Here is a 24778-nt window from a genome sequence, read left to right on the forward strand (position 1 = left end):
AGGGTTGAGAGTAGATATTAAGGAGAGGTGATTGCACGTGCTGAATTCTTTAGAATCAGTTACAAAAAAACATAAAGTTCTCTTTATCGATTACGACGAATGTTTGACTGGAACATTGATTCAGCAGGTAGAAGAGATCACAAACGATAAAGATGTCATTATAGATTATACCTATCCGACTGGCCTGGACGATATCCGTTATATATTCTTTTTAATCGATGAATACCGATTGGATAGTTTGCGATGGGTCGAATCGATGCTGGAAAAACCAACGATGGTGGATTCGTATGTTGTGATTATGACAAAAGAAAAACCTAAACAGTCTCTATTTCAATATTTAAATCACGAAATGAATGGCATTATTTCGCTTGATTACTTTTTGAATCACGGACAAAGAGTCATGGAGACACTTGATGAATACAATGTTTTTCTGGAGCAATCGCTTCATCAAGATCTCGTAAACGATATCCATAAAAAGAAGATGAAGGATAAACCAATAAATCGACTTGTATTAAGAGAAGAAGAAATGGAGCTTTCATTAAATTCAAATGAAAAAAGAGTACTTCAACATATATTAGACGGGCATAATAACAAGAAAATTTCCGAGCTCATGTATTTAGCACCATCAACTGTTAGTACAGTCATTAGCCATCTGCTCAAGAAATTAGGAGCCAATGACAGAACGGATGCAATGGTGAACGTCATTCGTAGGGGATGGGTGGATGCAGTTAGATAGAAGAGAGTTGAAAAATTTTTTGACTCTTTTCTAAAGTAATGAGCGAAGTATTTATTTTTGAGGCGACTTGTCACTAACTTTTCACTAAAAAGCAAAGCAGAACCTTTCATTCTAGGTTCTGCTTTGCTCGGATACTTGGTGTCACCACTCAGTGAATAGATTACCAACTTGAACTTCACGTTTCATTTCTACATAAACCTACGATTGAGCGAGATTAATATATAATCCATCTGTCTCTTAATTCTTTTCTTTCTCCCCATTTTTCTTTTATTGCCCGCACTTCCACCATTTGATAACTAATGTATATCTACTTACACATATCATATCCCGTTAAGTGTATTTCCTCTTACACTCTTTTATTGGTAAAAATAAAATTATCTCGAATGCATAAATTGTATGTAATTAATTTATGCATTGGAGATAATTATGTCGGTTTAAGTAAAAAATGTAGTTTAGTTATGGGCAATTGTATAATTTGTTAGAGAGTTTAATAGAGGATGGACTATGGCATTATCCGCTGAAACAACTTGAAAGAATGTTTTATGAGTTTATCTAATGGGAATAACTCCCCTCATTAATATAAAGAAAGAAAAAAAATTTAAATTTTTTTCATCTTTTGCTAAACATCTTTCGTTTGCATCCGATAATACTATTGTAAGGCGAGAAGGACTAGGGCGGCCGACCTTTTTCCTTTGAAGCCAAAACAGAAACTTCCACTCACAAGGATGTGAACAGGAAGCAAAACTCAAGGAGGAATTTTATTATGATTATCAACACTAACATTAGTGCAATGAACGCTCACCGTCAATTAGGTTCAAACCAAAATTCTATGCAGTCTTCAATGGAGAAATTATCTTCAGGTCTTCGTATTAACAAAGCTGGAGATGATGCAGCTGGTCTTGCAATCTCTGAAAAAATGCGTGCGCAGATTAATGGTCTTGATCAAGCTAGTCGTAACTCACAAGATGGTATCTCAATGATCCAAACTGCTGAGGGTGCGCTTGATGAAACACACAGTATCCTTCAGCGTATGCGTGAATTGGCTGTTCAATCATCTAACGATACTAACGTTACACAAGATCGTGAAGCATTAAATAATGAGTTTACAGAGCTAGGAAATGAACTTGAAAGAATCAAAGACAACACTCAATTCAACAAACAAAATCTTCTTGATGGAACTGCTGGCCAGAGTGGAACTGTAAACATACAAGTTGGAGCTAATGGCACTGAGTTAACAGAGCTCAACTTTAATACTGATGGTGTTAATTTATCAGGAGTAGTCGCTGCTGCTCAAAGTGGAGATATTTCATCTTTTAGTGGAGCTCAAACTGCTATTGAAAGTATTGAAACTCAAATCAAAACTGTGTCTGAGGGGCGTTCTTATCTTGGTGCAATGCAAAACCGATTAGACCACACTATTTCTAATCTAGATAACGCTTCTGAGAATCTATCAGCTGCTGAGTCTCGTATTCGCGATGTAGACATGGCACAAGAAATGATGGAGATGACTAAGAATAATATTCTTTCTCAAGCTTCTCAGTCTATGCTAGCACAAGCTAACCAACAGCCACAATCAGTACTTCAATTACTAGGATAATATAATAATAAAATTCAAAAGGCTCTAGCCCTGCTAGAGCCTTTTGAATTAATGTAACTAATACTTTTACCGATAATTTCCATCATCAAATTTGTTTGTAATGATATTTTGATAGAATATTGTTTTATAATAAAAGAAATAGTTTAAAAAGATAGGTGTTGTTAAATGAAACAGTTAATTATTGAAACTAAAAAATCCTTGCTAGAATATATTCCAAGACTAATACAAGGCTCTGAAAGTATAGGGGAAGCTTTACAGTCCGGTGAACAATATAAAGCTATGAAACAATTACCGGATTTGTTTGAAGGTATTCAATGGATTACGAGTGCTCTAAAAGGAATAGAAAAAAATCACTATTCATTTAATATAAATACGGCAGAATTAAATGGGAATTTAAAGGAAATGGAAGATGCTCTTAAAAACCAGGACTTTGTGTTACTTGCAGATTTACTTGAATATGAAATCTCACCAATATTAGAAGATTGGTTAAATAAAATAGAGGCTTTTAAGGTGTGATATCAAAGTATGAAGTGGAAACTAAGTGAAGCGAAAAATGGACAAGCTTTCGTGGAATTAGAATGCAATAAAGGACGAAAAAATTATTTACACAGCCGTTATAATCCAGAAAAAGAGTCAAGACGGTGGGTAGAAGGATTAGAAGTTAATATAGTTATCAATAAACTTGTTGTGGTTGGAATGGGAATGGGGCACCATATTTTTGCTTTAAGGGAAAAACATCCTCATCTGGAAATTGAAGTTTGGGAATTCAATAATAAGTATAAAAATTGGATTGAAAATAACTTAAATAATAACTTGTTGAGGGATTGTAAAATAAGCTATTATTCTTCGGAATTAGTTGAGGAAATCAAGGAACAATTTCTCTTGAAATTAGAGCGTGATGATGTGCAATTAGTAATACATCAGCCATCTCTAAGTGCTATACCAGATTCGCTAGCACTTTTACGAACGAAACTAGTAGATATTGACTATATGAAACGTTCGTATCTTTCTAATAGAGAAATCTTAGAAGAAAATTTTCAATGTAATGTCAATCTGAATGATGCTGGTATCAATAATTTTATTAATAACTATATGCATAGGCCTTTCATTTTAGTTTCCGCTGGGCCCTCATTAACAAAGCAGTTACCGCTTATCAAGGAAATACAGCAAAATTCAAATGTTGTCGTGGGTTGTGTTGGAACAGCATTGAAACCTTTATTAAATAGTGGGATAAAACCTGAATTCTTAATGGTTTCCGATCCTAATGAACAAATTTATTCTCAAACAGAAGGACTTGACACAAATGATTTAACTCTTTTTTATCTATCTACTGCCAGCCATAAGATAGTTTCGGCATTTAAAGGAAAGAGGTATATTGTCTGGCAAAAAGGATATAAAAACGCTGAAAAACAAGGAGCATTCAGAAATGAACCTTTAATTGATACTGGAGGATCAGTTGCTACTTGCCTTCTAGATTTAATAGTCAATATGGGTGCTTCATTAATCGCTCTTGTTGGCCAAGACTTAGCGTTTACAGACGGTAAAAGTCATGCGCAATCAACAACCGGACTAAGGGAAGTCAACCTTGAGCATACAACGATTGAAGTGGATAACTATTACCTGACTGATAGAATTCAAACATCGAGAAACCTATCTCTTTATTTGAAGTGGTTTGAATCTTATGCTAAAAATTCTAACTTTAGAGTAGGCTATTGGAATTGTACGGAAGGCGGAGCGCATATAAATGGATGGAATCATCAGTCCCTCTATTCTTTTTATAAACATATTAAATGATAGGAAATATGGTGGTTAAATGTTAATAGAAAATATTAAGTTTTTAAATAATACTAATCGAGATTTAAGGGAGTTAATGAAAAAATACGAAAATGAAGAAAATAGGGACTCTTCTGTTGAATTGATAACATCAAAAAACGGATTACCTACTATCAGATATAATGATGGGCTATCTAAGCTTTTTTTACACAGTAAATATGATCCTTTAAAAGAGAGTGATAGGATTTATAAAAAATATGAATCTAGTATTAGTAACTGTGAAAATATTCTTTTCTTTGGAGTGGGAATGGGATATCATATTCAATTTATTATGGAGAAATACCCCAACCATCGTTACTTCTTGTTTGAGCCTAATCCTACTATTTTATATCAATTTTTATCTGTTCATTCTGTAAAGGAAACTTTCTCTGCTAAAAAATATCAGTTATATACAGCAGACAATGAAGTAGACCAACGCAGAGTCATTAAGGATATATCTGAGCAAATTTGTGGAAGTATATTTTTGATTTCACACCCTAGTTATGAACGGATTTTTAAAAAAGAATATCATTCTTTTTTAACAGATTTCAATGAGTTTTTGAAAGCTGAGATCACGAATGTTAAAGTCAAAGTATCTTTTCAAAAACAATGGTTGTTTAATAGTGTTAAAAACATTAAACATACGCTGAATTGTCCGAATGTCTTGCTTGATATAGATAAAAAAGTATTTAAAGGGAAACCGGTTATTATTGCTTCAGCAGGTCCTTCATTAATAGATGAATTAGATACACTTCGTAAAATAAAAAAAGAGGGATTGGCTTATATTTTTGCGGTTGGTTCAGCTAATAAAGTATTAATAAAGAATAATATTGAACCCGATGCAGTTTGTACTTATGATCCACAAGCGCATAACTATAAAGTATTTGAGGAAATGATAGAAAGTGGAATTTCTCATATACCAATGATTTATGGCACAACTGTTGGTTATGAAACATTAGAGAAATATAAGGGACCAAAGTTTCATGTAGTGATATCACAAGATAAACTAACACCCTATTTATTAAAAGACCATCGAGAAAATGTCGAAGTCCTTGACGATGCACCATCGATTGCTATTGTAATGCTACAAATGTTAAATAAATTAGACGCTTCACCAATTATACTCGCTGGACAAAATTTTGCTTATAGAGATCAAGATTTTTACGCTGAGGGTATCGAGTATGTTAATCGCACACAAAAATTAACTCAAAATGACCAGAAGAAAGTGATCACAGTAGAGAGTGTTTTTGGACAAGATATATACACAAGTGAGGGTTTCTTTCGCATGAAGGAGACAATGGAAAAGTATTTAAATATATGGAGTAGAGAAGATGTAATAAATACTACTGCTGGCGGGGCAACTATAAAAGGTACCACTTTTATGCCATTAAAAGATGTTGTTACTAAATACTTAACAGAAAAGGTTGTTAATAATCATTGGCATACACTGACAAATCAAAAGCAGACAGATATAAATCTAATTATAAAGTTTAAGAATCTTGAAAGGCATCATTCATTTCATAAAAAAACTATTAGGGATCTAAAAAAGACAATAAAAGATATTGATTTTAATGTTAGAAGTAGTTGGGCGCGATCGGAACAAAAGTTTATAAAACTAGATAGTTTAGTTTCAAAGCTTGAAAGTAACGATTTTTATAAAATTTTTATTAAGCCAATTGTGCAAGTTGAGCATGAGCAGATTGTAAAGGTAAGTAGGGAATTGAAGTTTGTAAAGGATGTAAATGAAAAAGCTACTAAAATTGTTGAAAGCTTCGGTAAGTTTGTTAACACAGTAGATGTAAATACTTCTTATATTGAACCTGTATTTTTTGAATTAAAAACAGATTTTGGGGTGTAAATGATGGATCTCTCAGGTAAAAGCATTCTTGTTACTGGTGGAACAGGATCATTCGGTAAAATGTTTATTAAACGTGTCTTACAATACGATGTAAAAAAAGTAATTGTTTTCAGTCGTGATGAATTAAAACAATATGAAATGGCTCAAGAATTTACTGATACTAGAATCCGTTTTTTTATTGGTGATGTAAGAGACAAAGACCGTCTTTATCGTGCCTTTGACGGTGTGGATATTGTAATCCATGCGGCGGCTATGAAGCACGTTGAGGCATGTGAATATAATCCTTTTGAGGCAGTTAAAACGAATATTAATGGTGCACAAAATATAATTGAAGCAGCAATAGACCGAGGAGTTAATCGTGTTATTGCATTAAGTACAGACAAAGCCTGTAGTCCAATTAACTTATATGGAGCTACAAAATTAGCATCGGATAAGCTATTTGTAGCAGCTAATTCATATGTAGGAGATAAGGATACTAAATTTGCAGTTGTCAGATACGGTAATGTTGTTGGAAGTCGTGGTAGTGTCGTTCCTTTTTTTAAGAAGATTCGCCACACGGGAACTATCCCTATTACGGATGAGCGAATGACGAGGTTCTGGATTACACTAGAACATGGTGTTCAATTTGTGTTGGATAGCTTAGATCGTATGCATGGAGGGGAAATCTTCGTACCAAAGATTCCAAGTATGAAAGTAACGGATCTCGCTAAGGCTGTTGCACCAGAGTGTAAAATAGAAGTAGTTGGTATTAGACCTGGAGAAAAGTTACATGAAGCAATGATTACAGAAGATGATGCAAGACGTACGCTGGAATATGATACTTATTACGTCATCCAACCTGAGTTTGCTTGGTGGAAAGTTGAAAATGGAAATGGTGGAAGAACTCTTGCTGATGGATTTGGTTATGTAAGTAATGTTAATGATGAATGGTTATCTGTCAAAGATTTACAAGTATTAATGGAAGACAAAGAATTTATCAATAAATAAACGTGTATATAGATTTGGAGGTGGTTGGATGAGCTTAGATAATGAAAAGGAAACGAAACCTGTTCGTGATTCCTACCTCCCCTATGGTAAACAGTGGATAGATGACAAGGATATACAAGCAGTGGTGGATGTCTTAAAGGGTAATTATTTAACAACAGGACCCGCTGTTAATAAGTTTGAGGAGTTATTTGCGAGTTATGTAGGGGTAAAATATGCCGTTTCTTTTTCAAACGGGACGGCTGCGTTGCATGGTGCTTGTTTTGTAGCAGGTATTGGTGCGGGTGATGAAGTTATTACCACACCAATGACTTTTGCTGCTAGTGCAAATTGTGTATTGTATCAAAAGGCAATTCCTGTATTTGCGGATATCTGTGAGCAGACGTACAACTTAGATCCTGTGAAAGTAAAAGAACTTGTTAATGAGAAAACTAAAGCGATTATACCTGTTGATTTCACCGGTCAACCAGCTAAATTAGATGAAATAAATAAGATTGCAAAAGACCACAACCTCATCGTAATAGAAGATGCTGCTCATGCGGTGGGAGCAACCTATAAAGGCAAAAAAGTAGGAACTGTGAGTGATATGACAATGTTTAGTCTCCATCCTGTCAAGCATATTACGACGGGAGAAGGCGGCATGATTACGACAAATAATAAAGAATATTACGAGAAGCTGTTACAGTTTCGTTCTCATGGAATTACTCGGGATGAGGATAAATTATTGAGAAATGACGGGCCATGGTACTATGAAATGCAATTTTTAGGATATAACTATCGAATGACAGATATCCAAGCAGCCCTTGGGTTCAGTCAGTTAGAAAAACTTGATAAGTTTGTGGGATTGAGAAGAAAGTACGTTTCATTATACAATGAAGCTTTTTCTAAATTAGAACAAATAAAAACACCTTATCAAGCACCTGAAGGCAATTCTAGTTGGCATCTGTATATTATTAGACTCAATTTGGAAAAATTGATTGGTAGTCGAAAAGAAGTATTTGAAGCTCTTCAGAATGAAAATATCGGAGTGAATGTACATTACATACCGGTGTACTATCAACCTTATTATCATCAATTAGGATATGAAAAAGGGTTATGTCCCAAAGCAGAGGAATTATATGAAGAAATCATATCGCTACCGTTATTCCCTAAGATGAGTGAAGAAGATGTTAATGATGTTATAGAGGCAGTAAAAAAAGTCCTCTCATTATATTCAAAATAGAAGGTGAAAAGATGAAGGTTGTGGCAATTATCCAAGCAAGGATGGGGTCGACGAGGTTACCGGGAAAAGTTTTAAAAAAAATAAACAACAAACCCTTGTTAGAATATCAGATTGAGCGCTTGAAACGATCTACATACATTGACCAACTAGTAATAGCAACTACTAATAAAAAATCGGATGATGCAATCGTTGAATTTTGCAAAAGTGTAGGACTATCCTATTTCAGAGGTTCCGAAGAAGATGTCCTTTCGAGGTATTATGAAGCGGCGAAATATTTTGCAGCTGAAGTCGTTGTTCGAATAACGTCGGATTGTCCTATTATTGATCCCAATGTAGTAGATTATGTGATCGCAACCTTTAAAAATAATGAATATGATTATGTATCCAATACATTAGAGAGATCTTACCCAAGAGGAATGGATACAGAAGTTTTTGCAATTAATGTATTAAAAAAGGCGTATAAAGATGCTTACAAACCATTTGAAAGAGAGCACGTTACCCCCTATATTTATTTAAACCCCGAAATGTTCAAGTTATATAACTTGGAATATATGACAGATCAAAGTTCACATCGTTGGACCGTTGATACAAAAGAAGACTTTATATTAATTGAGAAGATTCTTGAAAATTTTAAGTCTCTAGATAATGACTTTAGTATGGAAGATACTCTATCTTTTTTAAATAAACACCCTGATCTTAAAGAAATAAATGCAGACATTGAACAAAAAAAAGTGGATTATAAATTATGAAAACTGCTGTTATAAGAGTTGATGCTTCAGTTGAAATCGGAACAGGGCATGTAATACGATGTCTTACTTTAGCAGAAGACTTGAAAAGCTGTTATGATATAACATTTATCACAAGTGATTATAGTGGTCATTTAGCTGAATTTATTCAATCAAAGGGTTTTAATGTAATATTGTTACATAAGTCCTCTACAAAGTGTGATATACAAGACGAACTTCAGCATAGTCATTGGCTGGGAGGATCACAAGAAGAGGATGCTAGAGAGACCTTGCATATAATGAAAAGTCAAAATAGAGTGGATCTTATGGTTGTTGATCATTATGCTTTAGACTACCGATGGGAAAAAATTATTAGGAATAGAGTAAGGAAAATTTTTGTCATCGATGATTTAGCAGATCGAAAGCATGAATGTGACGTACTATTAGATCAAAATTATTACTTAGACATGGGGAGAAGATATGATAATCTAGTAGATAAAAATTGCAAACGTCTCCTTGGACCCAAACATGCATTACTGCGAAAAGAGTTCAAGGAAGCTAAGAAAAAATTAAGGAATCGCAGTGGAGAAGTCGAAAGAATACTTATCTTTTTTGGTGGTAGTGATCCTACAAATGAAACAACAAAAGCAGTGAGGGCTATTGAAAAACTCAATAGAAAAGATATTCTTGTCGACGTGGTAGTAGGAGCATCTAATCCAAATAAAGAAACTGTCAAAGAACTGGTAGATAAACTTCCACATGTAACTTATCACTGTCAGGTTTCAAATATGGCTGAGTTAATGGTAAAGGCAGACCTAGCGATTGGTGCAGGTGGAAGCACTACGTGGGAGAGGTGTTATTTAGGTCTACCAACGATTACTGTAGAAGTAGCATTTAATCAGATGGAAATACTTCAGGCAGTTGAAAAATCAGGTGCTATCATAAACTTAGGTTACTCTTCTCAAGTTTCAATAGAGAATTTGAGAAGTCAGTTACTAAGATTAATTTGTAATTGTGATATTTTAATTGAAATGTCTATCCAGTCTAGAAGACTTCTTACGAATTAAGTTTTAGAAACTTTAGGAGGACGGGGTTATTAATCCAGATGATTTTAAATTAGTACGCCTTGAAGAAGAGCATTTAGCAGTTGTTTTGAAATGGAGAAACTCGGATAAGGTTCGTAAAATGATGTATAACGAAAACATCATTACGAATGAAGAACATGTAAAATGGTTTGAATCTTTGAGAAATTCTGAAGTAACGCAATTGAAAGTGCTTTTATATTTAGAAACCCCAATAGGTGTGGTTAATTTCAATAAAATAAATCACTTTGATAATACATGTTATTGGGGCTTTTATATTGGTGAATCGAACGCTCCTAAAGGATCGGGAACCATGTTAGGGTACTTAGCTCTTAGTTACATCTTCGAAAATCAAAACATAAGAAAAGTGTGTTCTGAAATTATTGCTTATAATACACAAAGTGTTATATTTCATCAGAGAATGGGTTTTTTGGAAGAAGGACGTTTAATTGAACAAGTCAACAAAGAGAATGAACTTATTGATGTCATATTAATGGCAAAATTCAAACATCATTGGGATCATTTTAAAGTAGAACTCGAAGAACAAATTAGGAGGCACCACTAGATTATGACTAATAACTTTACAGTAGAAGGTATAAAAATCGGTCAAAATAATAGTCCGTTTATTATCGCTGAAATGTCAGGTAATCACAATCAATCTCTAGAACGCGCTCTCGAAATTGTAAAAGAAGCAGCAAAGACTGGTGCACATGCCCTAAAGTTACAAACCTATACAGCTGAAACTTTAACTTTAAATGTTGAAAGCGAAGATTTTTTGATTAAAGATTCAGAGAGCTTATGGAAGGGTAATTCTCTATATAAACTTTACGAAAAAGCTTATACACCTTGGGAGTGGCATGAACCCATTTTCAATCGTTGTCGTGAACTTGGTATGATTCCATTCAGTTCCCCTTTTGATGAAACAGCTGTAGACTTTTTGGAATCATTAAATGTTCCAATGTATAAAATTGCTTCATTCGAAAATAATCATCTTCCATTAATTAGAAAGGTAGCGGAGACTGGTAAGCCAATGATTATATCAACAGGAATGGCATCTATTGCAGAATTAGATGAGACCGTTAAAACAGCAAGAGAAGCAGGGTGTAATGACCTTATATTGCTTAAGTGTACAAGCACCTATCCGGCAACACCAGATAATACAAACATCACAACGATACCCCATATGCGAGAGCTATTTAAGTGTCAGGTTGGTTTATCTGATCATACCTTGGGATCGGGTGTAGCGCTAGCAAGTGTTGCTTTGGGAGCAACAGTGATCGAAAAACACTTCACCCTATCTAGGGATGATGGTGGTGTCGATTCAGCATTTTCAATGGAACCCTCTGAAATGAAGTCTTTAGTTGTAGAATCAGAGAGAGCATGGCAAGCACTTGGGAAGGTGAAATATGGACCAACTGAAAAAGAGAAAGCATCTTTAAAATTTAGAAGATCGATTTATGTTGCAAAAGATATAAAAGCTGGAGAAAATTTCACAATAGAAAACTTGAGAATTGTTAGACCTGGTTATGGTTTGGAGCCAAAGTTTTATGAGCAGATTATTAGAAAGAAATCGTTGACAAATCTCCAAAAAGGGACCCCTCTGAGTTGGGATAACTTTTAGTTAGTTGCTATAAACATTTCTTAAGTTTTATTTATTAATGTTATCAGTAACTACTTTCGAATGTATAAAGGGGATAGAAAGTCAATGTCGGAACAGCAAAGTTTTAATATTATTGCACATCACAATATATATACAGGAACTAGTGGTAGAGAATTGAGAATTGATTTTTCTGTACCACAAAATGGAGTGAATACACATACGGGATTATTAATATTTGTACCAGGTTTTGGTGGGAATATTGATTCAAAGGTGTACAAAAAGATGAGAGGAATATTTGCAGATCAATACAACATGATAACTATTCAATGCGAATATTTCGGAAGTGAATTTATGCAAACTGCGGATAATTACTCAATTCAAAACAAGCAAATTCTCCATAATACCTTTACAGATGAAGAGTTAGAACAAATAAAAATAGATTCTTCTATGCTATTAAAATTATTAAAAAACAAAAAGAAGATTCTGCCTGTAAAAGCAAAAATAGATGAAAAGGTAGAGGGATTTAATGATATGAGTTACATGCAGGCAATAGATATTATTACTGCAATTGAGGCTGTTAAAATTGTATTGGATGATAATAAATTGGAATTTAATCGCAAAAGAACAATTGGTTACGGACACTCTCATGGGGCATATTTACTTCACTTATGTAATGTGTTAGTACCAAATCTATTCTCATATATTATTGATAATTCTGCTTGGATAGAGCCAGTATATATAACAGGAAATAGGCATCTTTATCATCAAATTGGTTTCGGTACTCTCGATATTGAGTTTGAATACCTGGCCAAAAAAATCATAAAAAATAAAAAAGATTTGAATCTAAATGTGTTGTATGAAAACTATCCCGGAAACACTCAAATCTTATCTTTTCAAGGTAATGATGATAATTTAGTGAATCATAAAAATAAGCAAAAATTAATTGAAGGTTTATTTAAGTCTCTATTTATTCTTGTAACTGAGAAGGATATAGACAACAAAAAATATAATTCAAACGCCCATGGTTTAAATGCGGATTTCCTAGAATTATTTACATACGCATTAGAGTACGAGTTACCTATTGCAAAAATTCCGTCAATTCTCTGGGGACATACAGTTTCCTATAGTGGTGTAGAAATCACAAATAATAATAAGATTGGTTTACCAGTATTTAAATTTATCTTCATGGAAAATTAGAAATCTATTTGAAGTGTTGTAGAATCACACATCAACGAGGAACGGGAAATTCTAGGAGAGTGGTGACCTCCCTTGAAGATCATTCCTATGGGACAGTCCAGGAGATCCTTCAGTTCAGGCTCATTCCAAACGTGAAGAAGTTGAAAGCAGAAATGGAAACGATGTTTGAACCGTATCTCGTTTCTTAATTCAAATGGAAAGAAGGTGTTACGATGGATATTGCAGCACTTTCGATGGCGATGAGTTAAGGAGAAGTGAAACAACAGGCATCGGTTTCGATGATGAAGAAAGTGATGGGACAAGTTGATAGATTCAGCTAATGTGCAAAAGATGGAGTAAGCAGCCCAGCCGCATCTCGGTGGAAGTATTGATGTGAAAAAGTAATAGAATGACTTAGTGGAGCAGCTTGTGCGGTTGCTCTTTTTATTTTAATTAGGAAAATGTATTTTTCATAGTTTTAGGGTCTCTTCCTCTTGTTAATAATTTTGTGAACAACTTGTCTTCTCACTAAACAGTGGGAATCCAAATAGATTGGATGTTACATTTCTAGATAAACAAACCATTCAAAGCTTCTCTAACGAAGTTAATGTAGCTATTACAGAATTTTTATAATTTTTCTAGAGTGTCTATCCATTATGTTAGCTTATTTGACATATGGATAGACTTTTTTTCTACACTTGGCATTTCATTCTTTAGAAACGATGCTAGAATTTCTTGAATCTATAAAAGAAGGTAGAATCTATCATTTGAAAAGTACATTCAATCGACCCAACCGATTGCCGAATGATTGTCCAAATGTGAATTTTAGAAGGTTAACTCGAGTTAAATAACGACCCAAAGCGTATGATCGAAGTAGATGAAAATGTTGAAGGTTGAATTGTTCGATTAAGAATTAGGTCGGGCACATTGTGGGAATTTAATAGGATATAATAATTAATATTTACATTAATTATTAGTGTTTATAAAAAGTAATAGGACACAAGTAATATTGTATATATCTAGTTAATACTGTATGTTAATAATAGTAAACGAAAACATTAAGTAAATTTTATTTTTATGATTGTTAGTCAAGTAATTTACGTAAGGGGGGCGAAGAATAGCTGAGGATACAATGATAGGTTAACTATGTTTCATCCTAACTGCTTTTTACTAGGGTAATCGTTTCACTTTTTTTTGAATGTAAATGTAAGGGTATTCATTTAAGCTAAAATAGAAGGGGAGAACAGAATAGATGAATAATAGTATATTTAAAAAGGTACTTATCATATTTTTAATAGTTTCATTTACTATACCAGCTATCGTGTTTGGACAGAATGGAAACAACACGGATTCAAAGAGTAAAAAAAGCAACCAGAATAGTAATTCGCCTCACGCTGATTATGAGGGAGAAGCACCTGCATTTACGGAAGCGTCTGTGCATGATCCTTCTGTAATTAGAGTGGATGAGACTTTTTATGTTTTTGGATCTCATTTAGCGGCGGCTAAAACAAATGATCTGATGAATTGGGAGCAAATTTCTTCAAATGTGAGTGAAGAGAATCCTCTCTTTGAAAATGTATTTGAAGAGCTAGAAGAGGCTTTTGAATGGGCTAACTCAGATACTCTTTGGGCAGCGGATGTTAGACAATTAGAAGATGGCAAGTTTTATATGTATTATAATGCATGCCAAGGAGATGCACCAAGATCAGCTCTTGGTATAGCGGTAGCAGACGACATAGAAGGACCTTATGAAGACCTAGGAATCTTTTTGAAATCAGGCATGTGGGATGAAGAGAGCCCGGACGGAACAATTTACGATGCAACGGTACATCCGAATGCGATAGACCCCGAAACCTTTTTTGATAAGGATGGTAATCTCTGGATGGTCTACGGTTCTTATTCGGGAGGTATATTCGTATTAGAAATGGACCCTGAAACAGGATTTCCATTACCGAATCAAGGCTACGGAGACCATCTAATGGGTGGGAACCATAGTAGAATTGAGGCTTCTTATATTGAATATAATGCTGAAACAGATTTTTATTATCTTTATGTTACTTATGGTGGTCTTGATGCAGTAGGCGGTTATAATATGCGAGTGGCGAGATCTGAAAACCCAGATGGTCCTTATTATGACGCTGAAGGAAATGCGATGAGTGAAGTTATGGGGGAACCTGATACTATTTTTGACGATCGTTCAATAGAGCCATACGGCGTTAAGCAAATGGGTAACTTTTTATTCACAAGAGAATTAGGTGAAAGTGGGACAGGAAGTGGAACGGGCTATGTATCTCCAGGGCACAATTCCATTTACACGGATGAGGATACAGGCGATATGTTTATGTTTTTCCATGCCAGATTCCCAGAAACTGGTGAGATGCATGAGATTCGAGTTCATCAAATGTTTATGAACAAGGAAGGATGGCCAGTAGTAGCTCCTTATCGTTATGCAGAAGAAAAACTCGATAAACTAAATAGGAAGGATTTAATAGGTGATTATAAATTTATTAATCATGGAAAAGAAATTTCAGCTGATATTAAAGAGTCAGTGACAGTTAGTTTAGATAAAAACAATAAGATCACCGGGGAAGTAACTGGTAGATGGAAAAAAACAGGACATAATAGCGCTGAGTTGACGATTGATGATTCTGTCTATCATGGTGTATTTTTACGGCAGTGGGATCCCACTTCTGAAAGCTATGTTATGACTTTTACAGCTTCATCTAATGAAGGTGTTACAATCTGGGGCAGTCAAATGGAAAGTAAAACAGATGAAGAAACCGTCACAGATGTTTTTAATGATTTATACCTTGAAGAAACTGTCATTAGCGATTTGACGCTGCCTACAGAGGGAGTTAGGAACACAGAAATTATATGGGAATCATCAAACACTGAAATTATTTCCGAGACAGGTATTGTGAATCGTCCAGAAATGGGGAATGGAAATGCAGAAGTTGAACTTACTGCCACCATTACCAAGGGGGGTGTAACGGAAATAAAAAGCTTTAACATTACTGTTCTAGCAAAAGGTGAAGGACAATTAATAGCGCATTATGAATTTAATGGAGACCTTGAGAATAGTGCAAATAATGAAGATTTCGGTTCGGGAACAATCACTGGTAATAGAATAAACAATGAAGGCGGTGTAATTTCATATACGGAAGGTGTCGTTAACAGTGCAGCCTACTTTGACGGCTCATCGGGTATTCTTCTTCCAAATGGTCTAATTTCAAGCAATAGCTACACCGTTTCTCTATGGTTAAACCCAGAGGAACTTACAGATTTCACAACGTCATTCTTTGGTGCACGGACTGAAAATAATTGGCTGAGTCTTTTACCTAGTGGTATCGGTAATAACAATACGATGATTTGGTCCGGAAGTAATTCCTGGTATGATGCAGGAACTGATATGAAAATTAATGTTGATGAGTGGTCGCATGTTGCATTTACTGTCGACGAAGGTGATTTAACGATATACGTTGATGGTGAAGTGAGGTACACAGGATCAGATTTTCCGAATATCTTTACTACAACTAGTGGTCACTTTAGTTTAGGTGTGAATTATTGGGATACCCCATATAAGGGTTTGATGGATGATTTACAAATATATGACGAGGTTGCTCTGACAGTTGAGGAAATTGAACAACTGGCTGAGGCAAAATAAAACAATTCATTTCAAACATAGATACCGTATTATTCAATGCGGTATCTTTTTCTTTAGGTTTCTAGTGCCTGTCACCACCTTAGTATTGTAGATATATGTCGATGGAATAAGAGATACATAGTTTTAATACATACATAATTATAAAAAGTAGTCAGAAGCATTTTGATGCAATTCGCATAAACATTTTTCCAAAGTAATCCTAACGGGTTACTCTTTTTTGTTTAATTGGACGATGATGTCCTGCAAGGTCAATGAATTTCCTGTGACTGTCACAACCCGAGTTAAAAGGTTCATACATTTAGCAACTATTTCTATCAAAGCCTAACGGAGGGTAACGTGGGTAAAGTTATTAGATGTACCGCTTCTGCTGTGATTTTAACCAGCGATCACCGCAGAACTTACGGCCTCTGTTAGGGACTAAAATGCTATAAACCTAAAAAAATCACAAATAAATCTAAAAATGTAACCGTTACCAAAAATACGAAGGTCACTTACAATTAAAATAACATCAAGGAATGAGGGGGGATGAGGATGTATAAAATTATAAAAAAACTTGCTCTTGGTTTAGATCGTCTGTTAGAAGTTTTTGCCTTAACAACACTGTCAGTAATGGTAATTATTGTAACTGTACAGGTGTTTACTAGAACTATAGGAAACTTTGTTTATTTCTGGTCTGAGGAAGTAACGCTTCTATTGTTGGTTTGGACAGCTTTTTTGGGAATTGCTATTGGTTTTAGAGAAAAGTTGCATCTATCGATGGATTCCGTTACACGTCGGATACCACAATCTATGCAAAAAATAGTTTCAAAGGTCATTACAATCACTGTATTTATATTCGGGCTGTACTTGGTGATCTACGGATGGCAATATACGGAGTTAATGCATGCTAACACACTAGCAGCTACTGGGTTGCCAAGAAGTATTCAGTATGTGATCGTGCCAATAACAGGAGTACTGGTTTGTATTTATTCTTTTCTACAAATCGTTGGTATCGATACACGCAGGCATCCAGAATCAGATGATGAGGAAGAGGTGAGTTAACGATGTTAGGAATCTTAGCTTTATCTATCAGTTTTATCATATTGCTATTATTAGGTTTTCCAGTTGCCTTAGTTCTTGCAGGTTCTACTCTGATAACGATGTGGGTGTTGGATATTTCTTTAGCAACAGCTGTACCTAACTTAGTTCAAGGAGTAAACTCCTATACTTTATTAGCTGTTCCGTTCTTTATCTTGGCTGGACAGCTGATGGGTGAAGGTGGACTGTCTTTACGTCTGATCAATATGGCACAACTCTTCGTTGGAATGATTCGTGGTGGTTTGGCCATGGTAAACTGTTTTACTAGTTTATTATTTGGTAATATATCTGGTTCAGCAGTAGCCGACGTATCATCCATTGGATCTGTGATGATTCCGATGATGAAAGAGAAAGGTTACGATAGTGATTACACTGTTGCAGTAACAGCGGCAAGTTCCATTCAAGGGGTGATTATGCCACCGAGTCATAACATGATTTTATATGCCCTAGCGGCTGGTGGAGTTTCCATTTCTTCTTTATTTCTTGCAGGCATAGTCCCAGCATTTATCATGTTGATTGGATTAATGGCTATGTCCTATGTGATTGCACGTAAAAGGAATTATGAAAAAGGAGAGCCCGTTCCACTTAAAAAAGCACCGAAAATCCTTTTAGATGGTTTTCTTTCTTTAATGACTGGAGCAATCATTCTAGGTGGGATTTTTTCAGGGCAGTTTACTGCGACAGAATCAGGGGCAATTGCTTGCTTATATGCATTTATATTAGTTTTTTTCGTTTATCGTGAAATCCCTCTTTCCAGAATGGGTTTAATTATGAAAAAGACATTTAGAACTGTTTCGATGGTGTTGTTTTTAATTGCTGCATCTAAAGCTTTTGCTTTTATTTTAGCGTATCTACAAATTCCGGGAATGGTAACAGATCTTTTCTTAATGGTATCTGACAATCCTGTTGTGATTATGTTAATTATCACGGTATTATTACTAGTATTAGGTGCACCGATGGATATGGCGCCTTTAATTTTAATTATGACTCCAATTCTTTACCCGATTACGGTAGGAACATTAGGAATGGATCCGATTCACTTTGGGATTATTATGATTTTGAATTTAGGTATTGGACTAATTACGCCACCTGTTGGAACGGTATTGTTTGTCGGTTGTGCCTTAGGAAAAATCCCGATAGAAAAAGGAGCGAAAGCATTAATTCCATTTTACTTAGTACTAGTTGCTATTTTATTACTGTTAACATTTGTTCCAGGTATTGTCATGTGGCTTCCTAATAAATTCGGATAAAACATGTAACAATCTAAAAAAAACACAAAAAAATATAATATTAGTCACCTATTAGTGTAAGCGTTTTCAAATTACAATAAAGATAGATTTAACACATTAAAAAGGGGAGGTAAATTTTCATGAGTAAAAAATGGATATTATTAAGTGTAGCAACTTTACTGGTCGTTTTAGTATTAGCAGCGTGTGGTGGTGATTCGAACGTCAGCCAGGAGGATCCAACGGAAGCTACAGATAACACCGCTGATGAAGCAGCAGATAATACAGCTAATGAAGAGGAAAATAATGAAGCAGGAAATAATGAAGCGGAGCCAGCGGAAGAGAAGGAAAGCTATCAATTCCGATTAGCTGAAACACATGCTCCAGATTACCCAACGACTTTGGCTGATAAGCATTTTGCAGAATTAGTAGGTGAGCGTTCTGATGGCCGTATTACCATTGATGTGTTTCCTTCTGCGTCACTTGGTGAAGAGTCAGCTGTACTTGAACAAGTTCAATTAGGGTCGATTGATTTTACAAGAACTAGTGCAGGTCCTATGGCAGAGTTTAATGAAGATTTTGGAGTATTCAGTTTACCGTATATTTTTGATGACGATGACCATGTATGGAATTTCCTTTTAAGCGAGCATGGTGATAATTTATTGAAGAGCTTAGAGAGTTCGAATATGATGGGCTTAGCATACTACAGTTCAGGTGCTCGTCATTTCTACTCTTCTGAACCTATCAATAGTCTGGAAGATTTAGAAGGTCAAAAAATCCGTGTCCAACAAAACGCTATTAATATAGATCTAATGAACGCACTAGGAGCAAGTGCAACTCCGATGGACTTTGGAGAAGTATTCAGCGGGTTACAAACAGGAGTTATTGATGCAGCAGAAAATAACTATCCAAGTTATTATTCCACGAGACATTTTGAAGTTGCACCCTACTATATTTTAGATGGTCATCAACGCGTTCCAGAAGTACTTGTTGCTTCTTCGAGTACGTGGGAAATATTAGATGAAGAAGATCAAGAACTTATTAAACAGGCAGCGATAGATTCCATCGATTTCCAAAGAGAAAATTGGGCAGAGTTTGAAGCGTTTGCTGAAGAAGAGGTTCGAGCTGCTGGCGCGACAATCATTGAAGTAGACGATGTATCCGTGTGGCAAGAAGCAGCAAGCACCGTAATTGACGAGCATGGTGAACAATATAGAGAAGTATTAGATGCCATTGAGTCTGTCCGTTAAAATGAATATCACATAACTAATAAAACGAGAGGCACACATCTTTATGTGAGCCTCTTGTTAGTTATAGAAGAATCTACTATGATCATAGATATATAGGACCATTTTTTTACTATAATACACACATATAGTAGGTGGAGAAATGTCGCATAATTTTAGAGAAAATAAAATAATTAGGTTTTTTCTAATGATGGATCGCCCATTGTTCCAAAGGATGCTAGTTATTTTTACGGTAATCGTAATCGTACCTTTAATTACAGTAGGGGCAATTTCTTATGTACATTCTTCCAATGAATTACAGGATGAAGCAAAAGAATACAACTCACTAATCATTGAACAGGTAAAAACGTATATAGAGGATTATATATGGGATTATGAAATTAGTACGTTAAAAATCGTCAATCATCCGGATACAATCGAATTTTTAAGAATGAACAGTAGTGAGGAAATTGAGGAGAGCGGGATAACCCAATCTATTATAAATGTACTTAGAAACGAGGCATATTCGCAATCAGATATTGCTAATATCACGTTAGTTCTTGACGATATTTCGATTGTAGATTCAGCTGGAATCGTTGACGAATCAACGGCTGCTTCTTTAAGACAGACATCCTGGTATTATTCCATTACTGGTATGGCTAGGCCTACGATCATTAGTCGGGTAATTGATTGGCATGGAAATGAACGTCCGGTTATTTCAGTAGTTAAAAGGATTGTTAACCCACGTACGTTACAACCTTTTGGGATGCTCATTATCGATTTGAATTATCAACGTGTGAATGATGTTGCTAGAAAGATCAGTCCTGGAAATACTGGTTATTTCTTTATCACTGATCAAGAAGGTCATTATATATATCATCCGAATTCAAAAAAAATTGGAGAAGAGCATAATGAAAAACATTGGAAGGAAATCGAGGACAAGCAAAGTGGCTCCTATGTTAGTTCAGACAAAAATCCTGACTTAATCACATATAGTGAATCTAAGCAGTTAGGCTGGACGCTTGCGACAACTATTCCATATCATGAGGTTACTCAAGGGATTGAATATATAAAAAAAATTATTCTTAAAACAATCGTTATTTCTCTTATTATAGTAATTGTCATTGGATACAGCTTTTCATCGAACCTATTACGACCTATTAGAAGACTTAAGGATTCCGTTAGTTGGGTGGATGAAGAAAATTTTTCGTTAAGGGTGCCCGTGGAATCGAAAGACGAGATTGGTCAACTTACCGAGGGATTTAATAACATGATGGACAGAATCTCTTCTCTCGTAGAGGAAGTATATATTGCTCAAATAAAAGAAGCAGAATTACAGCTACTTCAAAAGGATACCGAATTAAAAGCCCTTCAGTCGCAAATGGACCCACACTTTTTATACAACTCGTTAGAAACAATTCGAGGAATGGCATTGGAAAGCAATAGGGATGATATTGCGACAATTTCAGCTTCTATGGGAAAACTACTACGTTATAATCTGAAAGAGCAGTCCAAAGTGGTAGACATTAAAAATGAAATAGAAATGAGTATGCTATATTTGAAGATTCAAAAATACAGATTTAATGAGAAAATAGAATATCAAATCAACATGCCAGAGTGGTGTTGGAGACAAAAAATTGCCCGCTTTTCTTTACAGCCGTTAATAGAGAACGCTGTCATCCACGGTGCAGAACCAAGTACCGCGCCTATTGTTATTGAAGTGACAGCAGAAAAGGATTCTGAAAATACCTTTGTTTTATTAATCAAAGATACAGGTGTAGGAATGACAAAAGATGATAAGAAGCTGCGGCGTATTGATTTAAAGCAAAAGGATGTTTCTAATGGAGGATCCCACATTGGTATGGTTAACGTACACCGCCGTAATCAACTCGTTTTTGGAAAGGAATTTGGGCTGGTCATTAAGAAGTCTGACAAAAGCGGAACTATTATTGGTATTTGTCTTCCATATGAGGAAATGGAGTGATAACGTGTATAGCATTTTGTTAGTTGAAGATGAAAAGTGGGTACGTACAGTCATTCGTAAGGTGATTGAAAAAACGAATCTTTCCTTTCAAGTAGTAAAAGAAGTAGCTCACGGAATGGAAGCATTAGATTGGTTAAACGATCATAGCGTAGATATCATTTTAACAGATATCCGAATGCCTGTAATGGATGGACTGGCTTTGACAAATCAAATCAGAGATAAAGAAATTAGCACAGATGTGATTGTTATAAGCGGCTATGATGATTTTGAATATGCCCAACAAGCGCTTCGAATGGGGGTTTTTGACTATTTATTAAAGCCACTAGAAGAGGAGGATATGAAGAATTGTCTAAAAAAATGGTTGGCTGATAACGAAACAAATCATGAAGTTGAAGAACGTACTGAAACAGAGATAAATGAAGAGCTTTCAACTACAGAGCAGGTGATTCGTCTAATAGAAGATTCTATGCCAGGTGGTGTAAGTTTGAAGGAAGCGGCTGGAAAAGTCTATCTAAATTCATGTTATCTAAGTCAGCTTTTTAAGGAAGAAACCGGAAAAAACTTTAATGAGTACGTAACATCGCTCAGGATGAAGGAAGCCGCCACTTTTCTAACGCGAACGTCACTACGAATTTCTGAAGTTGCTGAGAGACTAGGCTATTCAGATATTGCTTATTTCACCAATTCTTTTAAAAAGTTTTACAAGACGACTCCATCGAATTATCGGAGGCAACATAAAAAAGTTTAAAAGGTTTGGTGAGTACTCGTGGCGGGCAAGGCAACAGCCAGAAATGGATAGACTATGTCGTGGAATGGGATGACGATAGATTTAAACGCATCATTATAAACCTTCCAGATACTTTTCAAACGCATTTTGTTCGAGTGTATTATCCTTGTTCAAGTACGCTTCAAATTTTGACCCAAAGAGTGTTTCCGGACGTAAATATTTATTCATATTGGGATCATTCTACCATTGCATCGTTTTTGTGTCGATGACTTCTTAGAAATCCTCCAGTCGATGATCCTCTTGCCATCTTGCTTTAATCAGCTCCTGAGTCTTTTTGACAGAGGGCTTGAAACCTTTTGACGTTCGGTCATTTAAATAGGTGATGATTTCTTTGCAGGGAACAGCAGTTGCAATCTCTGGTTTTAGTTGCTCTGGGACTCGTCTGAGAGAGTATTATCATCAGAAAGAGGTTGCTCAGCTAACTCTTCTTGCGTATCTAAAGAAGTGATCTGATCATTCACCTCCTGATTCTCCGTTGGAAAGAGGATGTCGATTTTATAGCACATTTAGAGCAAATAAAAATGTTACACGTGGAGAGATGGCTGTCTTATTGGACCGAACGAATGATGACTTATTAGAGCAATCAGGAGCCGGTATTGTCCAAGGTGAAATAACTGACATTTCTTATGAGGAAAATACGTTAGTGGAAAAGGATGTCATCCATGCTTCAGCAACTACGAGTGTGAGTTTAACTATTCAAACGTTTGACGGAGATGAAATAACCTATTCAATTTCACCTGAATTATTAGTACAATATGACAAGCGATTTATTCGCGCGGATCAGCTACGAGTAGATGATATTGTTACCTTGGTTGTACAAGAAGATAAGGTGGTAGAAGCGAATCTTGTTGATGAAGAAAATGTGAATACCACATCAAATATCGTCGAACTAGAGCGAGTAGAAAAAGAAGAGTTAAAGATAAAATACAAGAATAAAAAAAGTAAGATGGAAGCGGAAATTGAAACGGAAAAAGATGATGAAAAGGCTAAAGTCAAAGGGGAAGAAGCTATTAAATAAGTAGAAGAGCTAATGGAAAAGCTAGCTTTAACTCCTGATTTATCTTAAGAAGAGATTGTTGGGAGACTATTAACTGCCCTTGAAATAAAGGAAAATACGTTCAAAGAACTGGAAATTGAAATAAAATTTTCAAATGGAGAAAAAGTTGCCATTGAGTTAGAAAATGAAGGACCTCCTGACGAGGATTTTAATGGTATTAGGGAATTTAAATTAGAGATTGAGCAATTAGATAAGTCTATACTAAAGCTAAAATATAAAAATCGTTAGCATTAAGATTTCGCCCTTCCAAGGTTTTCCCCACGACCTCCAGCCAGTATTTGAAGCGCAGTGAAGACATGCTCATAAGATTAACACTATTTCTCTTCCGCGCAAGCCATAACTCGCTATTAAGAATCGCCCCTCCGAAAATTATCGAAATATCACAAGACCGCTTAAGGTAATTTCAATTGTTATTAGATCGTTAAATTTCTTTGCTTTTTCATTGATAGTAAGACCGATAGCTAACATGCTGGGAGTGGTGGTGGATTTCCAATAAATTTGAAGGGCACAGGACTAGTAGGCTCTATTTGCGTGTCCTGTCTGCCAAATCATCTGGATGATCATCAGCTAATTGTGGATGCCGTATGTGAGTTTTTAAATTAGATCAGGAAGGTGAAGGTAGAGACGCTTATTTAAGCGATTGAAAACCTGTATGTCAGATTTAAAATACTAGCAGAGCTAATAGCCTGATAAGTAAATATTCTGTTTTCACTCTAACTTTTAGGGTGCAGTAGACAGTTGCCCGTTCTTGTATCAACGGTAGAGTTACTTCTATTGAAGTATCTTTACTACACCGAATGCCGTTAATTTGATTAAGCAGAAACTGTCTGTTCCTCCGAAGAAAAATTTTCGGTTCCTGTCACCACCCGAGTTTTTCCCCCTAGGATATACTGGTTTCATTCATGACAATACTAATAAGACCATAGTAATGTTAGTTGCTATATGTTTTTTGTTGTTAAAAAAGA

19 protein-coding genes and 2 pseudogenes are annotated in these 24778 nt (G+C 35.4%); 20 read left to right on the forward strand and 1 reads right to left on the reverse strand.

Translation table 11 applies throughout. From position 1 onward, the window contains the following. The first annotated feature begins 37 nt into the window (after positions 1 to 37). From CEF18_RS22250 to CEF18_RS22335, 18 genes are all read left to right on the forward strand, one after another. Positions 38 to 736 (forward strand): response regulator transcription factor, encoded by a 699-nt coding sequence (locus CEF18_RS22250; protein ID WP_147421979.1) that lies wholly within the window; start codon positions 38 to 40, stop codon positions 734 to 736. Positions 737 to 1499: 763 nt separating this feature from the next. Further along, complete coding sequence (locus tag CEF18_RS22255; RefSeq protein ID WP_110938675.1) at positions 1500 to 2333, forward strand: flagellin N-terminal helical domain-containing protein; 834 nt, start codon at positions 1500 to 1502, stop codon at positions 2331 to 2333. A 165-nt stretch (positions 2334 to 2498) separates the two neighbouring features. Beyond that, positions 2499 to 2849, forward strand: a complete 351-nt coding sequence (locus CEF18_RS22260; protein ID WP_110938676.1) for a hypothetical protein — start codon at positions 2499 to 2501, stop codon at positions 2847 to 2849. A gap of 9 nt (positions 2850 to 2858) precedes the next feature. Then, positions 2859 to 4127, forward strand: a complete 1269-nt coding sequence (locus tag CEF18_RS22265) for a motility associated factor glycosyltransferase family protein (protein ID WP_110938677.1) — start codon at positions 2859 to 2861, stop codon at positions 4125 to 4127. A 19-nt stretch (positions 4128 to 4146) separates the two neighbouring features. Beyond that, positions 4147 to 6003, forward strand: a complete 1857-nt coding sequence (locus CEF18_RS22270) for a motility associated factor glycosyltransferase family protein (RefSeq protein WP_110938678.1) — start codon at positions 4147 to 4149, stop codon at positions 6001 to 6003. 3 nt (positions 6004 to 6006) lie between these two features. Then, entirely contained in the window at positions 6007 to 6990 is a 984-nt protein-coding gene (gene pseB, locus CEF18_RS22275) for a UDP-N-acetylglucosamine 4,6-dehydratase (inverting) (RefSeq protein WP_110938679.1), read from the forward strand. Positions 6991 to 7018: 28 nt separating this feature from the next. Further along, entirely contained in the window at positions 7019 to 8209 is a 1191-nt protein-coding gene (pseC, locus tag CEF18_RS22280) for a UDP-4-amino-4,6-dideoxy-N-acetyl-beta-L-altrosamine transaminase (RefSeq protein ID WP_110938680.1), read from the forward strand. Between the two features lie 11 nt (positions 8210 to 8220). After that, positions 8221 to 8958: a cytidylyltransferase domain-containing protein gene (locus CEF18_RS22285; RefSeq protein WP_110938681.1), complete on the forward strand. Its 738-nt coding sequence runs from the start codon at positions 8221 to 8223 to the stop codon at positions 8956 to 8958. Next, positions 8955 to 10001, forward strand: a complete 1047-nt coding sequence (gene pseG / locus CEF18_RS22290; RefSeq protein ID WP_110938682.1) for a UDP-2,4-diacetamido-2,4,6-trideoxy-beta-L-altropyranose hydrolase — start codon at positions 8955 to 8957, stop codon at positions 9999 to 10001. The genes CEF18_RS22285 and pseG overlap by 4 nt, the downstream gene beginning before the upstream one ends. A gap of 28 nt (positions 10002 to 10029) precedes the next feature. Further along, on the forward strand, positions 10030 to 10581 hold the full coding sequence (pseH, locus tag CEF18_RS22295) for a UDP-4-amino-4,6-dideoxy-N-acetyl-beta-L-altrosamine N-acetyltransferase (protein WP_110938683.1): 552 nt from the start codon (positions 10030 to 10032) through the stop codon (positions 10579 to 10581). Positions 10582 to 10584: 3 nt separating this feature from the next. After that, complete coding sequence (gene pseI, locus CEF18_RS22300) at positions 10585 to 11637, forward strand: pseudaminic acid synthase (protein ID WP_110938684.1); 1053 nt, start codon at positions 10585 to 10587, stop codon at positions 11635 to 11637. 84 nt (positions 11638 to 11721) lie between these two features. Next, positions 11722 to 12813, forward strand: a complete 1092-nt coding sequence (locus tag CEF18_RS22305) for a DUF2920 family protein (protein ID WP_110938685.1) — start codon at positions 11722 to 11724, stop codon at positions 12811 to 12813. A 1231-nt stretch (positions 12814 to 14044) separates the two neighbouring features. Then, on the forward strand, positions 14045 to 16456 hold the full coding sequence (locus tag CEF18_RS27065) for a LamG-like jellyroll fold domain-containing protein (RefSeq protein WP_110938686.1): 2412 nt from the start codon (positions 14045 to 14047) through the stop codon (positions 16454 to 16456). Positions 16457 to 16987: 531 nt separating this feature from the next. Continuing rightward, entirely contained in the window at positions 16988 to 17497 is a 510-nt protein-coding gene (locus CEF18_RS22315; protein ID WP_110938687.1) for a TRAP transporter small permease, read from the forward strand. 2 nt (positions 17498 to 17499) lie between these two features. Beyond that, entirely contained in the window at positions 17500 to 18783 is a 1284-nt protein-coding gene (locus CEF18_RS22320) for a TRAP transporter large permease (protein WP_110938688.1), read from the forward strand. 119 nt (positions 18784 to 18902) lie between these two features. Next, positions 18903 to 20009, forward strand: a complete 1107-nt coding sequence (locus CEF18_RS22325; protein WP_110938689.1) for a TRAP transporter substrate-binding protein — start codon at positions 18903 to 18905, stop codon at positions 20007 to 20009. Positions 20010 to 20148: 139 nt separating this feature from the next. Further along, positions 20149 to 21969: a sensor histidine kinase gene (locus CEF18_RS22330; protein WP_110938690.1), complete on the forward strand. Its 1821-nt coding sequence runs from the start codon at positions 20149 to 20151 to the stop codon at positions 21967 to 21969. A gap of 4 nt (positions 21970 to 21973) precedes the next feature. After that, entirely contained in the window at positions 21974 to 22717 is a 744-nt protein-coding gene (locus CEF18_RS22335; protein ID WP_110938691.1) for a response regulator transcription factor, read from the forward strand. A gap of 93 nt (positions 22718 to 22810) precedes the next feature. Here the strand turns inward: CEF18_RS22335 and CEF18_RS22340 are convergent. After that, positions 22811 to 23110, reverse strand: a pseudogene (locus CEF18_RS22340) (conserved phage C-terminal domain-containing protein). Positions 23111 to 23294: 184 nt separating this feature from the next. Here CEF18_RS22340 and CEF18_RS22345 point away from each other — a divergent pair. Then, positions 23295 to 23774, forward strand: coding sequence for a hypothetical protein (locus CEF18_RS22345; RefSeq protein WP_110938692.1), 480 nt, complete (start codon positions 23295 to 23297; stop codon positions 23772 to 23774). Between the two features lie 528 nt (positions 23775 to 24302). Beyond that, positions 24303 to 24416, forward strand: a pseudogene (locus CEF18_RS27305) (hypothetical protein); the annotation flags it as partial. Positions 24417 to 24778 lie beyond the last annotated feature (362 nt).

It is taken from the genome of Salipaludibacillus neizhouensis (assembly GCF_002886185.1).
Taxonomy (GTDB): domain Bacteria; phylum Bacillota; class Bacilli; order Bacillales; family Salisediminibacteriaceae; genus Salipaludibacillus; species Salipaludibacillus neizhouensis.

Bases quoted from the DNA above. Each gene is read 5' to 3' on its own strand.
- CEF18_RS22255 (WP_110938675.1), top strand. From the start codon at position 1,500: ATGATTATCAACACTAACATTAGTGCAATGAACGCTCACCGTCAATTA.
- CEF18_RS22260 (WP_110938676.1), top strand. From the start codon at position 2,499: ATGAAACAGTTAATTATTGAAACTAAAAAATCCTTGCTAGAATATATT.
- CEF18_RS22265 (WP_110938677.1), top strand. From the start codon at position 2,859: ATGAAGTGGAAACTAAGTGAAGCGAAAAATGGACAAGCTTTCGTGGAA.
- CEF18_RS22270 (WP_110938678.1), top strand. From the start codon at position 4,147: ATGTTAATAGAAAATATTAAGTTTTTAAATAATACTAATCGAGATTTA.
- pseB (WP_110938679.1), top strand. From the start codon at position 6,007: ATGGATCTCTCAGGTAAAAGCATTCTTGTTACTGGTGGAACAGGATCA.
- pseC (WP_110938680.1), top strand. From the start codon at position 7,019: ATGAGCTTAGATAATGAAAAGGAAACGAAACCTGTTCGTGATTCCTAC.
- CEF18_RS22285 (WP_110938681.1), top strand. From the start codon at position 8,221: ATGAAGGTTGTGGCAATTATCCAAGCAAGGATGGGGTCGACGAGGTTA.
- pseG (WP_110938682.1), top strand. From the start codon at position 8,955: ATGAAAACTGCTGTTATAAGAGTTGATGCTTCAGTTGAAATCGGAACA.
- pseI (WP_110938684.1), top strand. From the start codon at position 10,585: ATGACTAATAACTTTACAGTAGAAGGTATAAAAATCGGTCAAAATAAT.
- CEF18_RS22305 (WP_110938685.1), top strand. From the start codon at position 11,722: ATGTCGGAACAGCAAAGTTTTAATATTATTGCACATCACAATATATAT.
- CEF18_RS27065 (WP_110938686.1), top strand. From the start codon at position 14,045: ATGAATAATAGTATATTTAAAAAGGTACTTATCATATTTTTAATAGTT.
- CEF18_RS22315 (WP_110938687.1), top strand. From the start codon at position 16,988: ATGTATAAAATTATAAAAAAACTTGCTCTTGGTTTAGATCGTCTGTTA.
- CEF18_RS22320 (WP_110938688.1), top strand. From the start codon at position 17,500: ATGTTAGGAATCTTAGCTTTATCTATCAGTTTTATCATATTGCTATTA.
- CEF18_RS22325 (WP_110938689.1), top strand. From the start codon at position 18,903: ATGAGTAAAAAATGGATATTATTAAGTGTAGCAACTTTACTGGTCGTT.
- CEF18_RS22330 (WP_110938690.1), top strand. From the start codon at position 20,149: ATGTCGCATAATTTTAGAGAAAATAAAATAATTAGGTTTTTTCTAATG.
- CEF18_RS22345 (WP_110938692.1), top strand. From the start codon at position 23,295: ATGGCTGTCTTATTGGACCGAACGAATGATGACTTATTAGAGCAATCA.